The sequence below is a fragment of the Micromonospora sp. KLBMP9576 genome (assembly GCF_050941805.1).
Lineage (GTDB): Bacteria > Actinomycetota > Actinomycetes > Mycobacteriales > Micromonosporaceae > Micromonospora.
In genome coordinates, this window is sequence record NZ_CP194567.1 from 712,352 (window position 1) to 726,014 (window position 13,663).

Genomic DNA, 13,663 nt, shown 5'->3' on the forward strand with positions numbered 1-13,663 from the left:
CAGCAGCTCACGTGGCGGTGCTGGTTGCCTGGGGGTCAAGGGGTCATCGGCTCGTATCTGCCGTTCCGACAGTGGCTAAGGGGCGTGGCGTGGGCTTTGGTTACCGCCTACGCCAGGCGGCGGCGTCACGGTAGCGCCACCAGTACAAGACGGTCCGGTCGTCCGGCCACGGTGCGAGTTGACAGAGGGTCGGTTCGAAGGTGTCGCGACCGAGGTCGATCGGGCGCCAGTGCGGTTCGCGATCATAGTCGTCCGGGTCGGCAAGCTCAACGCCCAGCGGCAATTCGGTGCAGGCACCGGTATGTTCGAAGTTCCGCTGGCCCTCGATGAGTGAGACCTTGTTGGCACCGCTGGCGAGCTGTGGCCAACGTAGCTGGAGGATGTCGTCTTCCCACCAGCAGACCGGGCAGATGTCGCAACTGCCCGGCATTCCTTGCATCGTCCGGTAGCCGCAACACGGACAGGGGAGTGTGAGTTCCACACCGCCTACCATCCGCTCCCAGTGCGGTGGTGTCCCGTGATTTACATCGCGAGCGTGGCCGAGCCATGAGGCCGGAGAGTTTGAGACTGACGTGGTCCGCAGTCTTGGCGACAAGATCCGGAACAAGCGCGGAATGATCAAGGTCGCCGCTGAATCCTGCCGGGGGCACCTCGAAGATCAGCCGAAACGTCATCTGACCTGCGGATGCGCGTCCGCGTCGATCGGTTGACCTGTGCAGTGGTGTGCCGCCCGGAGTCGCCGTTTGTCGCTGTCCACGGACTTCACGGATTGATCTTGATGGCGTTTTCCCAGCTCAGGCAGGCTGTTCTCGCCAAGATCCGCCTGATGAGGCCGCCGCCGCGACTACGCACTTGTAAACAGAGGCAAGGCTGTAAGTGAATCGGTTCCACACTGTGGAGAGCGGTGGCGATGAAGTGTCGTACGGTGATCGCCATGACACGGACCGAGGTTCTGCGCGATATCCTGCACAACGGCCGGGGCTACGACGCGCCGCAGCTAGAGTCGCTCGCCGCTGGACTCGGCCTACCCGTGGCCGACGCGCTCGTGGTCGCGGGCCATCCGGTGCCGGGGCACCTGCTGCCGCCGGATGCGGTTGAGCGTTACACGCTTGGAGTTCATCAGCATCTGGCGTCAGGCCGAGCCGCAGTTCCGGTCTCTCGCGGCAGGGCGGTAGCCGGGAGGCCGTTTCACGTGTCGGCCGCGCGCTCTTCGTGCCCTTGACGGCCCTGCGCTTCGTCGGCTTGTCGTCAGTGACTGCTCACGCGCGGTTCCTCGAGAGGTCGGAATCGTGGTTTGAGCTGGCCTGCCTAGTTGCCGACCGGGTCATCAGGTGACTGATCGAGGCCAGCAGCAGGCCGAGGACCAGGCCGGTGAAGGCTATCGGAAGGTCGGTGTCGGCCCCGTTGACCGGTGGATTGTCGGCCAGGGAGGTCATTGCGCCGCCGACCGCCGATCCGGCGATGTAGAGGACGATCATCGCCGGAAGTTGAGCCAGACAGCAGGCGATCGCGACCGAAAGCAGCCGGATCGGGTTGACCTCTCGGGCTGCGACCACGGCGAGCATTGCTGCGACGAGCATGCCGATCAGGCCGAAGGGCATGAGCGGCCCGGGACTGGCCGTAGCGAACCAGGAGGCCAGTGCGGCGACGCCAATGAAAGCCGCCACCCGGCGGGTGCCGCCACGGGTGAGCTGAACCGCGACAAGGCCGATCGCCGTAGCGATGAACATCGCGACCAGTCCTGCCTTGAGCATCGAAAGTGCGTTCTCGACCTGCACCTGGTCTGGGTTGGTGACCGGCTCGTCCCAGGGGGTCGTGACCAGCAACGTGGCAGCCGCGAGTACCACGATGACGCCAGCGGACACATGCCGGGCGATAGGCGGTCCACCTTGACCCGCCGAAACCCGGACAGCGACGGCGGCGGTTGCCGAGAACATGGCGATACCACCGACCGCGAGCCAAGGCACGGCAGAGGCCCCGGCGACGTCGATCCGGTCGAACCAAATGTCCACGCCCAGCCAGCCGGTCATGGCGATCGCGCCGGCCACGACGCCCCGAACGTTCGCGCGACAGATCAGGATCACTCCACCGAAGGCCAGCAAGATCGCCAACTGGCGGATGTCCCGAGGCCAGTAGGTGTTGTTGCCCGCCACCTCTGGAAAGACCTGCCCGGTGCTGCTGTCGGTCCAGGTGCCACCGGGTTGCATGAACGGCTGATAGATCGCTGTGGCTAACGCCCAGGCCACCACTCCGATGACACCCGACAGCGCACCAACGACAGTCTGCCAGCTCTTCTGCATGCTGCATCCTCTCGTCTGCTCGCACCGATGTGAAGTAACAACCGCGGGGCCAACCCGCCCCGGCTTGCCGCAGACCAGGCAGACGGCAGGGAAAAGGACGAGCTATGCCGGCAGCGCACCGCCGCTGACCGGGCGATCCGGGCAGATCAGGTCAGTCGAGAACGATCTTCCAAACTGACGGCGCCGCGCCTAGCTGTGAGGGCGTCGGGAACGGACAAGGTCTGCGTACTCCTCATCCGCGACGCCGGAGTTCACCCAGCGATCGGAACTCGCGCCGGTAGGTCTCCCGGCTTGCTCGATGGCCGCTGCCTCGTTGGCGACGCGTGCTAACTCTCGCCCCTCTCCGACGTACTCCTCTTCTGCTGGATTCACGGGCCGCAGGTTGGCAGGTCCTGAAAGTTCTCGTCATCGGGGTCTTGTGCCGTGTGTAGGGAGACCCGGTAGTAGCCGTCCCATGGGTCCACGGAGACCCAGCGAATCGCCGCCACGCTACGTCAGGTCACTTTCTCCCACGGGGTCGTCCATCCGTGAGCAGTCTTCCTGCTCAGGTGAAGACCCGCCGAGCGCTACCCAGTCTTCCAACCTCTGCGATCAGGAGCACCCACCTCGCCCGCGCGCACGCCTGACACGCCGGTCGTCGAGCCAGAGCGCTATCCCTTCGCGGCAGCGGTATGCCGCGATGCCGGTCACCAGGACGATGATGAGGATGGTCCAGAACCAGAATCGGGGGCCCACTCCGTGGGGCGGGCTTGCCTCACGGGTGCGACCGCTGCGGACCACGTCGTCGGAAACGTCGATCGCGACGACATCTTTTGGGGCGGTGAGCAGGGTGGTGGGAGCATCCGCGCCACGACCGAGGGCCAGCACCCGCACAGTGCCGACGTTGCCGTACGCCAGTCGCTGATCCATCTCGAGGGGCGCGTCGAACGCGGCCGGAGCGTGGGGTGCTGGTTGGTAAGCGACGACGCGCGCCGTCCCGTCCAACGCCCACCCCAGCAGCCGAATGGCGGTCACCCCGGAGACGGCCGGCGTGTCCATCGCGCCGAGGTCCCTGCCCGTGGCCGGGTCGATCCGCCGCAGGCTCCAGCTGCCGCCGTCCCGCCGGGTTACCGTCAGCGCCCGTCCGTCTGTGCTCCAGGCGCCCTTGCCAGCCAGTTCCGTCTCGGGCGCGAGGGTGAACGAGGAGAGCCGCTGGCCGTCGAGGGCGGCGACAGAGACCGTCCGTCCGGTTTGGAAGGCCAGCCGTGCACCGTCCGGGGCGAATGCGACCGGGGACCTGTTCCCCTCGTGATCGTCGGCCAGCCGGGTCCGGCGGTCGCCGTCCATCCGGACGATGCTGAGCACCTGCCGGTAGGCGCTGCGCTGCGGGTTGGCCGGCACAGTGTCTCGGACGACCAGCGCCCGTCCGTCCGGCGACCAGCCCGCCGGTTCGACCATGACGGTGCCGAAGACCCCGCTGGCCACGGTACGGCTGCGCCCGGTCACCAGGTCGACGATCTTCACTCCGGGATTCGTGTAGCCGGCTGATCTGCTGGCGATCAGGCGACCGTCGGGAGACAGTACCGTCTCCTCGCCGGCTTGTGCCTCGATCTCACCTTTGATGATCCGGTAGCGGTCGGCGTCCGCACCGACGACCGCGATGATGCTGCCCTCGTCGCCGTATGTCAGGCGCGGGGCCTGACCGGTGAAGATCACCGAGGCGGGACCGAGGCGCGGTCGATCGGTGGCGTGCAGGCTGCCGAGGGGCGGTACACCGACCCGGTCGGGCAGCGCGGCCTTAGCACCGGCTGCCGGGTCGACGGCGGGGGTACCCGCCGGCGGCAGCACCGCCCCGGCCAGCGCGACCAGCACCAGCGCCGCCGCGGCCGCGACTGCGGTACGGCGGCGGGAGCGGCGGGCGGTGGCGAGCGCCCGTTCGTAGACCGGGTACGCGGGGACGTCAGCCGCCGCAGTGTGCAGCGACTCGCGTAGTCGGGCGGTCATCGCGGGATCCTTTCCGCCGCGGGGTCGACCAGGTCGGGGGCGATGGCGCGCAGCCGGCGTACCGCGTCGTGGCCGTGCCGCTTCACCGTGCCGACGGAGCAGCCCAGCACCTCGGCGACCTGCGTCTCGGTCAGGTCCTCGTAGAACCGCAGCACGACCACGGCGCGTTGGCGCGGGGTGAGTTGGCGCAGCGCGGCCGCCAGGGTGAGCCGCAGGGCGGTCGCGTCGGAGTGGTCGTCGCCGGGTCGGTCGGTGGGCTCCGGGTCCAGCCGTTCGGCGAGGCGGCGGCGCCGCCACCAGGAGACCTGATGGTGGTACATCACCCGCCGTACGTAGGCATCCGGGTCGCCGCGGATGCGCCGCCAGTGCTGGTACGTCTTCGCCAGCGCGCTCTGCAGCAGATCCTCGGCGAGATGGTGATCGCCGGTGAGCAGATAGGCCGTCCGGGACAACGCTGGTGAGCGGTGCGCCACGAACTCGTGGAACGTCTCGGTCATGCCAACCCCCTCGTCAGGTAAGACGCCTCCCGTCGCCACAATGGTTGAGGCCAAGCACGGCGATAGTGGCGCACCGCCCGCGCCTGACGCTGGTCAGCGGGTGAAACCGCGTCCACGTCGACCACCGCGCTGGTCACATGTTCGCCGCCCAGCAACGTTGGCCCGAATCGTCACGGACTATCCACGGACTGATCTTGGATGAGTTGTATGGGGGCCGGTCTGACAGGATCGCGGTGATGATCCCGCAGCCGATCCCTCCCAGCCGCGCCGACCTGGAGACGCGGTTCGTCGCCATCCTCACCGGCCGCCAGCCGCGTGACGAGGTGGACCGCTGGGCTACCCGGACCATGCTCGACCTGGAAGGCGTCGAGGTTGACGAGGCGGTGTGGTGGGCACTCGGGATCCTCGCCGGCATCGACCTACGCCATGGGCCGGATGAGCCGTACCTGCATGACGATGCGCAGGTGCGCGGGTGGCTCAGCGAGTTTCGCAGGGTGTAGTGCCTTCGATTTCGCAAGCCGGTCGCGGACGGGCGGTCGGCCCGCCGCTTCGCGGCTTGCCGTCGGGCATCGAGCCCGGTCCCACGAAAGCCGGCGGCACGGCAGGCCGTCCCGGCCCCGAGGCCTGGTGCGGTGAGTCGTACGCCGCCGGACAGCCGTGCCTGCCACCTGCGGGTAGCCGTGTCCCCGGCGCGGCAGCGGTCATGATCGGGCCTGACGGCTGCCCGGTCGACCAGGCGATCCGGGTCGACCAGCACACCCGCTACCGATCTTCGGAACCGACGGTACGGCCCGCGAGCCGCTTGAACTAGTCCCCGCCGCCTGCGCCTCCGTCTGGTGGAGGGTGAAGCGGGTAATCGCCGGCATCGTCGTCGGGCCGGGAGGCTCGTGGCTTCAGCAGGTGGATCACCATGAGCACCAGGAGGATCAGTGAGACCGCGACGACGAGAACAAGCCCCGTCGTCTCAATAATCGTGGTCACGAAACGAATCTCCAATCGCCTGGGGGGAGTCCAGTCGGCACTAATAGACGTATGTAAATTAAAGGTCTATCGTCCTTCGGGTATGCGTCAGCCCCTCGACCCTCCGGGTAGGACATGATCATTACTCGACGCCGGCTCGGTGCCGCCACAGCGATCCTGCTCGGCATCACCTTGACCGGCACCGCATCGAGCGGCGCCCACGCCGCGCCGGCCACCGACGTCACCGCCGCCGTGCAGCACAAACTACTCGGGGAGGCCGCGGTCGCGGCGGACCCGGGAATCCGCGCCGCCGGTGCGGCGGACACCCGGGTGACCGTCACCCGCCGGGACGGCCGGGCCTGGGCCTTCGGCACCGCCGTGCTCGTCGCCCCGAGGGCGGAGGGGCTCTTCCCGTCCGGCTGGATCTTCGTGGCCCGCCAGCAGCGCGACGACTGGCAGGTCGCCTTCGAGGGCGAGGCAACCTTCGCCGAGCTGGCCCTGGCCGCGCCCGCCTCCGTCGTCGCCGAAGGGGAAAGGGCCGCCTTCACCGCACCCACCACGCTGGCCGCCGACGGGGACTTCCGCACCGGCATGCGCCTGCCGTTCGCCCTCGGCCAGTCCTGGACCCTCAGGGGCGGTCCACACGGCTGGTCCGGCTCCCCGCGACCCTACAGCTCGATCGACCTGTTCGGCGGCGACCAGCGGGTGCTGGCCGTGCGCGCCGGCACCGCGTACACGATGTGCAAGGGCTGGATCCGGGTGGTCCACGACCGGGGCTACGCCACGGACTACTACCACCTCTGGAACAACATCAACGTCGACGGCGCGTCCGTCTCGGCGGGCACCTACCTCGGCGACACCGGCACCGACATCACCTGCGGCGGCTCCGCCAGCAGCCGGCACGTACACCTGGGGTTGCGGCAGAACAGCGCGTACGTGAAGATCGCCACCCACAGCCTGGGCAAGTGGGTGCCGAGAGAGGGCAGCACGGCCTACGAGGGCTACGCGCTGCACGGCTCGACCCGCGTCAACGTCCGCGGGACGCTCTACAACTACGGCGCGCTCGGCCTCACCGAGGGGATCGTCGACAGCAACGGCGGCACATCGATCAGCCGACGGTCCGGGCCCGGCACCGGGTACGGCGTCGTCGGCTCGATCGCGGACGGCGCCACGGCGGCCGTGGCCTGCTCGGCGAACGGCACCACCCACACCGGCCGCTGGGGCACCACAGCCCTGTGGAACCGGCTCACCGACGGCACCTGGATCCCCGACGCCTACCACTACACCGGAGCGGCCAGCCAGGTGAACGGCTGGTGCTGACGCGCCACCGCACTCGCGGCACGGCCTTGTGTGCCCGGAATCGGGCGACAGGCCGTGCCGCGTCCGGACGCACGAACCCGCCGAGGGTGGGGGTGCCCGGCTCGCCGCCTGAGCTCATCCTCCTCCGGTCGCGACTGCCGCGATCGCGGCGTAGGGCCGATGGGTGCCGTCGCTCGGCGGCCGCAGGCGCTCCACTTCCGCGAAGCCGGCCCCCGTCAGCCGCTCGGAGAACTCGTCGACGGGCCAGCGGTAGGCGGTCACGACCTTGTGGTCGAAGGCCGCGACGTCGTCACCGTCGAAGAAGCCGAGCACGAGCTTTCCGGCCGGGGCCATCGCTCGCCGGAACCCGGCGAGCACGCCGTCGAGATCCTGCGGCGGCAGGTGGATCAGCGAGAACCAGGCCAGGATGCCGGCGATGGAGTGGCTGGCGACGGCGAGGTCCTGAAACGAGCCGAGCTGGTAGCTTCCGCCCGGGTGGGCCGCCTGCGCGTGGGCGATGAACTCGGGGACCATGTCGATTCCGGTCGCGTCGACGCCGAGCGACCGGAGGTGGTCGGTGAGGTGGCCGGGCCCGCAGCCCAGATCGAGCACCGCGCCAGGTCGGCCCGCCAGATGCCGTCCGATGAAGGCGAGGTCGTCGGGGTGTACCTGCTGCCGGGTGCCGAACAGCCCGATGTAGAGGTCTGCGACGGCGGCGTACGCCTGCCGGACCTGTGCCCTGTCCACCCGCGCGACTGTATCGGCCCTCGGACCGGCGGGGCAAGCACGGCCGTCGACGGGGACGGTGGCGGGCGGTCGGCGGCCGCCGAGGTCGGTACGAGCGGGGGAGGCGTCGGGCGGCATCCACCTCGAAGCGCAGGGTGCCGTCCCGGGCCGTCAGCTCGCCGGGAGCTGCTCGGCCCTGGTGACCACCCGGTCGATCAGGCCGTACTCGCGGGCCTCCTCGGCGGTGAACCACCGGTCGCGGTCCCAGTCCCGCTGGATCTCCGCCAGGCTGCGCCCGCTGTGCCGCGCGATGAGTTCCTGCATGGTCCGCTTCACGTGCAGCATGTTCTCCGCCTGGATCCTGATGTCGGCGGCGGTGCCGCCCATTCCGCCGGACGGCTGGTGCATCATGATCCGTGAGTGGGGCAGGGCGTAACGCTTGCCGGCCGTGCCCGCGCAGAGCAGGAACTGCCCCATCGACCCGGCGAAGCCGAGCGCCACCGTGGCCACGTCGTTGCGGACGAAGCGCATCGTGTCGTAGACGGCCATGCCGGCGCTCACCGAGCCGCCGGGCGAGTTGATGTAGAGCACGATGTCGCGTTCCGGGTCCTCGGCGGCGAGCAGGAGCATCTGGGCGCAGATCTGGTTGGCCGAGGCGTCGGTGACCTCGGTGCCGAGGAAGATGATCCGCTCCCTCAGCAGCCGCTCGAACACCTGGTCGCCGAAGGACGGCTGCCCACCGTCCAACATCCGCACGTCGATACCGATCATCGTGCCCGCCTTTCCGACCGTGCCGGCGGGTGCCGAAGGGCGCCCGGGAACCGGCGCCTCCAGCCTGCGTGCGGCGGCGGACGCGACGCCAACGATTCTGCCGGCGGCAGATCGGCCGACAGCAGAACCGGCCGGCCTAGCCGACGGTCAGCGGTCGCGCGCCCGCCCGCGCCCGCGCGCAGCCGAGAGCGACCCGGGTACGCAAGCCGGGGCGAGCGCCCGGCGCGAAGCGCCCCGGTCGGGCAGCGGGTGCGGCCCGACGCGCCAGGGCAGGCGCTGGGGCGGTGGGCCGCCCGACGCGGAGGGTCGGGCCGCCGGCCCGCGGCCCCAGGTGCAGCAGGGGGCCGCCGGTGCGGGGGCCGACCCGGGCGGTCGGGCTGGCGGTGTCGGGGTGGGTGATGCCCGCCCTGTCCTGGCGGACCAGGCCGGCCCGGGGCGCGGCGGGGATGCGCGGCTCCACGCGGCGCAGGTCGTCGCGGGCCTCCTCCAGCAGGTCGGAAAGGTGGATGCCGAGGGCTCGGCAGATGGCCGCGAGCACCTCCGAGGAGGCCTCCTTGCGGCCGCGTTCGACCTCGGAGAGGTAGGGCACCGACACCCCGGCGGCCTCGGCCACCTCGCGCAGCGTGCGGCCCTGCCGCAGCCGCAACCGGCGCAGCACCCCGCCGATGACTCGTCGCAGCAACGACATGCGGCCTCACTCTCGGGCTCGTCGTCCGGGAACAGCCTCCATCATGCCCCCTGCCGGGCGCGTGGTCTGCCCGTCCGGGTGCGCGTCGCCGGCGCACCGGCCCCGGGTCGGCGACCCCGCCGTGCGAGATTTATCCAGGCCGCTATGTTGTGGACGTGCAGGTGACGGAGTCGGGGCAGGTCGACAGGTGATTCATTTTCCCGCGCAGCGCCGGGGCCCACTCAGCGCGTTGAGTCTTCGGCTGGCCGCCGCCATCGGCCTGGTCTTCGCCACGGTCGCCGTGGTCTACCTCGACCGGGACGGCTACCGCGACGTCAACGACGACACGCTGACCCTCCTGGACTGCTTCTACTACACGGTGGTCACCCTTTCGACCACCGGCTACGGCGACATCACCCCGATCAGCCAGAGCGCCCGGCTGATCAACGTCATCTACATCACGCCGGCCCGGGTGCTGTTCCTGATCATCCTGGTCGGCACGACCCTGGAAGTGCTGACCGAGCAGTACCGCACCGGGCGTCGCCTGTCGCGGTGGAGGAGAGCCGTGAAGGACCACGTCATCATCTGCGGCTACGGCACGAAGGGCCGCAGCGCGGTTTCCGCCCTTCTGGAGAACGGGCTCGACAAGTCCCGCATCGTGGTGGTGGAGCGCAGCAGCGCGGCGCTGCGCCAGGCCACCTCGGCCGGCCTGGTGGCGATCGAGGGCTCGGCGACCCGCTCGTCGGTGCTCAACGAGGCGCACGTCCGCAACGCCAAGGCGGTGATCATCGCGACCGACAGCGACGACGCCTCCGTCCTGGTGGCGCTGACCGTGCGGCAGCTCACCGCCGGGCAGGTGCGGATCATCGCCGCCGCCCGGGAGGCCGAGAACGCCCCGCTGCTCAAGCAGAGCGGCGCCCACCACGTGATCGTCTCGTCGGCCACCGCCGGCCGGCTGCTGGGCCTCTCCACCTCGGCCCCGCCGCTGATCGACGTGGTGGAGGATCTGCTCACCCCCGGGCAGGGCATGGCGCTGGCGATGCGTTCCGCCGAGCGCGCCGAGGTGGGCCGTTCCCCCCGGGAGCTGGATGCCCTGGTCATCGCCCTGGTGCGGCGGGGCAAGGTGGTCACGCTGGCCGATCGGGCCGGCGCGGTCATCGAGACGGGCGACATGCTGGTGCACGTGCGCGACGACCGTCCCCAGGCCACCAGCGCGCTCTGACCCTGCGCGACAGGGCCCGTCACCGGTCGGTGACGGGCCCTGTTCGCGTCTCGGGTGTCTCGCGGGCCGCCGGCGGCCGCCGCGTTCGTCAGCCGACCTGGCAGCACCGGTGGTCGGCCCCGCGCCGGCGGTACGCCCCGCGGGGACCGGTCAGCTGATCGTCCAGGTGTCCCCGCTGGCGAGCAGGCCGGCGAGCTGCTGCTCGGGGGTCTCGGTGACCTGCTCCTTCGCGGCGGCGAGCTGCGCCTGCACCACGCTGTCGTACGACGGCCGGTCCACCGACCGGAACACACCGATCGGGGTGTTGCGCAGGTCCAGGCCGGGCAGCCGGGACAGCGCGAAGGCGTACGCCGGGTCGCTGACCGTCGCGTCGTGCACGACGATCTCCCCCGGGGCGACCGAGGTGGTCTCCCGCACCTCCAGGCCGAAACCGCCCGGCGGGTGCACGACGCAGAACTGCCCGTCCCGGCCGAACGTGATCGGCTGCCCGTGCTCCAGCCGGATCAGGAAGTCGTCGCGGGTGGCCGGCTCCTTGAGCTGTTCGAACGCGCCGTCGTTGAAGATGTTGCAGTTCTGGTAGATCTCCACGAACGCCGAGCCCTGGTGCTCCGCGGCGGCCCGCAGCACCGACTGGAGGTGCTTGCGGTCGGAGTCGATGGTGCGGCCCACGAAGGTGGCCTCGGCCCCGAGGGCCAGCGACAGGGGGTTGAACGGCGCGTCGGCCGAGCCGGCCGGCGTCGACTTCGTGACCTTCCCGACCTCGGAGGTCGGAGAATACTGGCCCTTGGTCAGGCCGTAGATCCGGTTGTTGAACAGCAGGATCTTCAGGTTGACGTTGCGGCGCAGCGCGTGGATCAGGTGGTTGCCGCCGATGGAGAGGGCGTCACCGTCACCCGTGACCACCCAGACCGACAGGTCGGGCCGGCTGACCGACAGGCCGGTGGCGATCGCCGGGGCGCGGCCGTGGATCGAGTGCATCCCGTACGTGTTCATGTAGTACGGGAAGCGGGACGAGCAGCCGATGCCGGAGACGAAGACGATCCGCTCCCGCGGGATGTTCAGCTCCGGCATGAACTGCTGGATCGCGGCGAGGATCGCGTAGTCGCCGCAGCCGGGGCACCAGCGCACCTCCTGGTCGGACTTGAAGTCCTTGGTGGTGAGCTTGAGGGCGACGGGCTCAGACATTCTTCAGGACCTCTTCCAGCATCGTCTCCAGCTCGTTGGCCGTGAACGGCAGGCCGCGGACCTGGTTGTAGCCGATAGCGTCGACCAGGTACTTCGCCCGGAGCACGTGGGCGAGCTGGCCGAGGTTCATCTCGGGAATGACCACCCGGTCGTAGGCGCGCAGCACCTCACCGAGGTTGGCGGGCATCGGGGCGAGGTGCCGCAGGTGCGCCTGCGCGACAGCGTGACCGCGCTGGCGCAGGCCCCGGCACGCCGCGCCGATCGGCCCGTACGTGGAGCCCCAGCCGAGCACAAGCACCCGGGCGTCGCCGTCCGGGTCCTCGACCTCGACGTCCGGCACGGGGATCGTCTCGATCCGGGCGGCCCGGGTACGCACCATGAAGTCGTGGTTCGCCGGGTCGTACGAGATGTCGCCGGTCTTGTCGGCCTTCTCCAGCCCGCCGATGCGGTGCTCCAGCCCGGCGGTGCCCGGTACGGCCCACGGCCGGGCCAGCGTCTCCGGGTCGCGCAGGTACGGCAGGAAGGTGGTGCCGTCGACGTCGTTGGGCTTCGTGGCGAACTCGACGCGCAGGTCGGGCAGCGACTCGACGTCGGGCAGCAGCCACGGCTCGGAGCCGTTCGCGACGTAGTTGTCGGAGAGCAGGATGACCGGGGTGCGGTAGGTCAGCGCGATGCGGGCCGCCTCGATGGCCGCGTGGAAGCAGTCCGACGGCGACTTCGGCGCGATCACCGCGACCGGGGCCTCGCCGTGGCGCCCGTGCAGCGCCATGTTGAGGTCGGCCTGTTCGGTCTTCGTGGGCATGCCCGTGGAGGGGCCGGCCCGCTGCACGTCGACGATGACCAGCGGCAGCTCCAACGCCACCGCCAGGGAGATCGTCTCGCTCTTGAGCGCCACGCCGGGACCGCTGGTGGTGGTGACGCCCAGCGAGCCGCCGTACGACGCACCCAGCGCCGCGCCGACCGCCGCGATCTCGTCCTCGGCCTGCATGGTGAGCACGCCGAGCCGCTTGTGCTTGCTCAGCTCGTGCAGGATGTCCGAGGCCGGGGTGATCGGGTAGGCGCCCAGGAAGACCGGCAGCCCGGAGCGGACGCCGGCGGCCACCAGGCCGAGCGAGAGCGCCGCGTTACCGGTGATGTTGCGGTAGGTGCCCGGCTGCATCTTCGCCGGCTTGACCTCGTAGCGCACCGCGAAGTCCTCGGTCGTCTCGCCGAAGTTCCAGCCGGCCCGGAACGCGGCGATGTTCGCCGCGACCAGCTCGGGGCGCTTGGCGAACTTGCGCTCCAGGAAGCGCAGCGTCGAGGCGTACGGCCGGCTGTACATCCAGGAGAGCAGGCCGAGGGCGAACATGTTCTTGGCCCGTTCGGCGTCCTTCTTGGATACGGCCTGGTCGGCGAGCGCACCGACCGTCATCGACGTCAGCGCCACCGGGTGCACCACGTAGCCGGCGAGGGAGTCGTCCTCGATCGGGTTCGACTGGTAGCCGACCTTGGCCAGGTTGCGCTTGGTGAACTCGTCGGTGTTGACGATGATGTCCGCCCCGCGCGGCAGATCGGCGAGGTTCGCCTTGAGCGCCGCGGGGTTCATCGCCACCAGCACGTTCGGCGAGTCGCCGGGGGTGAGGATGTCGTAGTCGGCGAAGTGCACCTGGAAGCTCGACACGCCGGGCAGGGTGCCGGCGGGGGCCCGGATCTCCGCCGGGAAGTTCGGCAGGGTGGAGATGTCGTTGCCCAGTTGCGCGGTCTCCGAGGTGAACCGGTCGCCGGTGAGCTGCATGCCGTCGCCGGAGTCCCCGGCGAACCGGATGATCACCCGGTCCAGTTGACGGATCTGCTTGGTCACGCCTGCACCTCGCTTCGCTGGGCGCGGTCGCGCGGGCGGCTGAACACGATGGTGACCTCGCCTTGCCCGGCCACGTGACCTCCTTGACGCACCGCTGCGCCAGACCCGCGGAGGCGGGCCCGGTCCGCTGTAGTTACCTCACCTGAGAGCCTACGTCGAATCGCCGCCCCAACCGCCTCGGAGACCGCTTGGTGGGAGGCGGTCCAGCGATGT

The 13,663-nt window shown here is 70.1% G+C and carries 12 protein-coding genes; 3 read left to right on the forward strand and 9 right to left on the reverse strand.

Annotation, left to right across the window (positions count from 1 at the left end):
- Positions 1 to 100: 100 nt before the first annotated feature.
- The 4 genes from ACQ452_RS03355 to ACQ452_RS03370 all read right to left on the reverse strand — a co-directional run bounded on the left by ACQ452_RS03355 (position 101) and on the right by ACQ452_RS03370 (position 4,780).
- Positions 101 to 481 (reverse strand): CPCC family cysteine-rich protein, encoded by a 381-nt coding sequence (locus ACQ452_RS03355; RefSeq protein ID WP_433389579.1) that lies wholly within the window; start codon positions 479 to 481, stop codon positions 101 to 103.
- A gap of 778 nt (positions 482 to 1,259) precedes the next feature.
- A complete protein-coding gene (locus tag ACQ452_RS03360; protein ID WP_433389581.1) occupies positions 1,260 to 2,300 on the reverse strand; it encodes a hypothetical protein in 1,041 nt (346 codons plus the stop codon).
- Between the two features lie 591 nt (positions 2,301 to 2,891).
- Positions 2,892 to 4,283, reverse strand: a complete 1,392-nt coding sequence (locus tag ACQ452_RS03365) for a TolB family protein (protein ID WP_433389583.1) — start codon at positions 4,281 to 4,283, stop codon at positions 2,892 to 2,894.
- Positions 4,280 to 4,780 carry a SigE family RNA polymerase sigma factor gene (locus ACQ452_RS03370; protein WP_433389585.1) on the reverse strand — a complete coding sequence of 167 codons (501 nt, stop codon included), beginning with the start codon at positions 4,778 to 4,780 and terminating at the stop codon, positions 4,280 to 4,282. Before ACQ452_RS03370 ends, ACQ452_RS03365 begins: the two co-directional genes overlap by 4 nt.
- Positions 4,781 to 5,016: 236 nt before the next feature.
- Between ACQ452_RS03370 and ACQ452_RS03375 the strand changes: the two genes are divergently transcribed.
- Both ACQ452_RS03375 and ACQ452_RS03380 read left to right on the forward strand, forming a co-directional pair.
- Positions 5,017 to 5,280, forward strand: a complete 264-nt coding sequence (locus ACQ452_RS03375; RefSeq protein WP_433389587.1) for a hypothetical protein — start codon at positions 5,017 to 5,019, stop codon at positions 5,278 to 5,280.
- A 595-nt stretch (positions 5,281 to 5,875) separates the two neighbouring features.
- The gene (locus ACQ452_RS03380; protein ID WP_433389588.1) at positions 5,876 to 7,060 is read left to right on the forward strand and encodes a peptidase M23; all 1,185 of its coding nucleotides are present in this window, start codon (positions 5,876 to 5,878) and stop codon (positions 7,058 to 7,060) included.
- A gap of 114 nt (positions 7,061 to 7,174) precedes the next feature.
- Here ACQ452_RS03380 and ACQ452_RS03385 read toward each other — a convergent pair whose 3' ends face one another.
- From ACQ452_RS03385 to ACQ452_RS03395, 3 genes are all read right to left on the reverse strand, one after another.
- Entirely contained in the window at positions 7,175 to 7,786 is a 612-nt protein-coding gene (locus ACQ452_RS03385; RefSeq protein ID WP_433389590.1) for a class I SAM-dependent methyltransferase, read from the reverse strand.
- A gap of 150 nt (positions 7,787 to 7,936) precedes the next feature.
- A complete protein-coding gene (locus ACQ452_RS03390) occupies positions 7,937 to 8,536 on the reverse strand; it encodes a ClpP family protease (protein WP_433389592.1) in 600 nt (199 codons plus the stop codon).
- A gap of 136 nt (positions 8,537 to 8,672) precedes the next feature.
- Positions 8,673 to 9,224, reverse strand: coding sequence for a helix-turn-helix domain-containing protein (locus tag ACQ452_RS03395; protein WP_433389593.1), 552 nt, complete (start codon positions 9,222 to 9,224; stop codon positions 8,673 to 8,675).
- Positions 9,225 to 9,411: 187 nt separating this feature from the next.
- Here ACQ452_RS03395 and ACQ452_RS03400 point away from each other — a divergent pair, with 187 nt between their 5' ends.
- On the forward strand, positions 9,412 to 10,425 hold the full coding sequence (locus ACQ452_RS03400; protein ID WP_433389595.1) for a potassium channel family protein: 1,014 nt from the start codon (positions 9,412 to 9,414) through the stop codon (positions 10,423 to 10,425).
- Between the two features lie 150 nt (positions 10,426 to 10,575).
- Here ACQ452_RS03400 and ACQ452_RS03405 read toward each other — a convergent pair whose 3' ends face one another.
- Together ACQ452_RS03405 and ACQ452_RS03410 are read right to left on the reverse strand one after the other, a co-directional pair.
- Positions 10,576 to 11,610 carry a 2-oxoacid:ferredoxin oxidoreductase subunit beta gene (locus tag ACQ452_RS03405; RefSeq protein WP_433389597.1) on the reverse strand — a complete coding sequence of 345 codons (1,035 nt, stop codon included), beginning with the start codon at positions 11,608 to 11,610 and terminating at the stop codon, positions 10,576 to 10,578.
- Complete coding sequence (locus ACQ452_RS03410; RefSeq protein WP_433389599.1) at positions 11,603 to 13,450, reverse strand: 2-oxoacid:acceptor oxidoreductase subunit alpha; 1,848 nt, start codon at positions 13,448 to 13,450, stop codon at positions 11,603 to 11,605. Before ACQ452_RS03410 ends, ACQ452_RS03405 begins: the two co-directional genes overlap by 8 nt.
- Between the last annotated feature and the right edge of the window lie 213 nt (positions 13,451 to 13,663).

What these genes read in the sequence shown, in the direction of transcription:
- ACQ452_RS03395 (WP_433389593.1), bottom strand. Translation starts at nt 9,224, where the DNA reads ATGTCGTTGCTGCGACGAGTCATCGGCGGGGTGCTGCGCCGGTTGCGG.
- ACQ452_RS03375 (WP_433389587.1), top strand. Translation starts at nt 5,017, where the DNA reads ATGATCCCGCAGCCGATCCCTCCCAGCCGCGCCGACCTGGAGACGCGG.
- ACQ452_RS03365 (WP_433389583.1), bottom strand. Translation starts at nt 4,283, where the DNA reads ATGACCGCCCGACTACGCGAGTCGCTGCACACTGCGGCGGCTGACGTC.
- ACQ452_RS03405 (WP_433389597.1), bottom strand. Translation starts at nt 11,610, where the DNA reads ATGTCTGAGCCCGTCGCCCTCAAGCTCACCACCAAGGACTTCAAGTCC.
- ACQ452_RS03360 (WP_433389581.1), bottom strand. Translation starts at nt 2,300, where the DNA reads ATGCAGAAGAGCTGGCAGACTGTCGTTGGTGCGCTGTCGGGTGTCATC.
- ACQ452_RS03370 (WP_433389585.1), bottom strand. Translation starts at nt 4,780, where the DNA reads ATGACCGAGACGTTCCACGAGTTCGTGGCGCACCGCTCACCAGCGTTG.
- ACQ452_RS03390 (WP_433389592.1), bottom strand. Translation starts at nt 8,536, where the DNA reads ATGATCGGTATCGACGTGCGGATGTTGGACGGTGGGCAGCCGTCCTTC.
- ACQ452_RS03380 (WP_433389588.1), top strand. Translation starts at nt 5,876, where the DNA reads ATGATCATTACTCGACGCCGGCTCGGTGCCGCCACAGCGATCCTGCTC.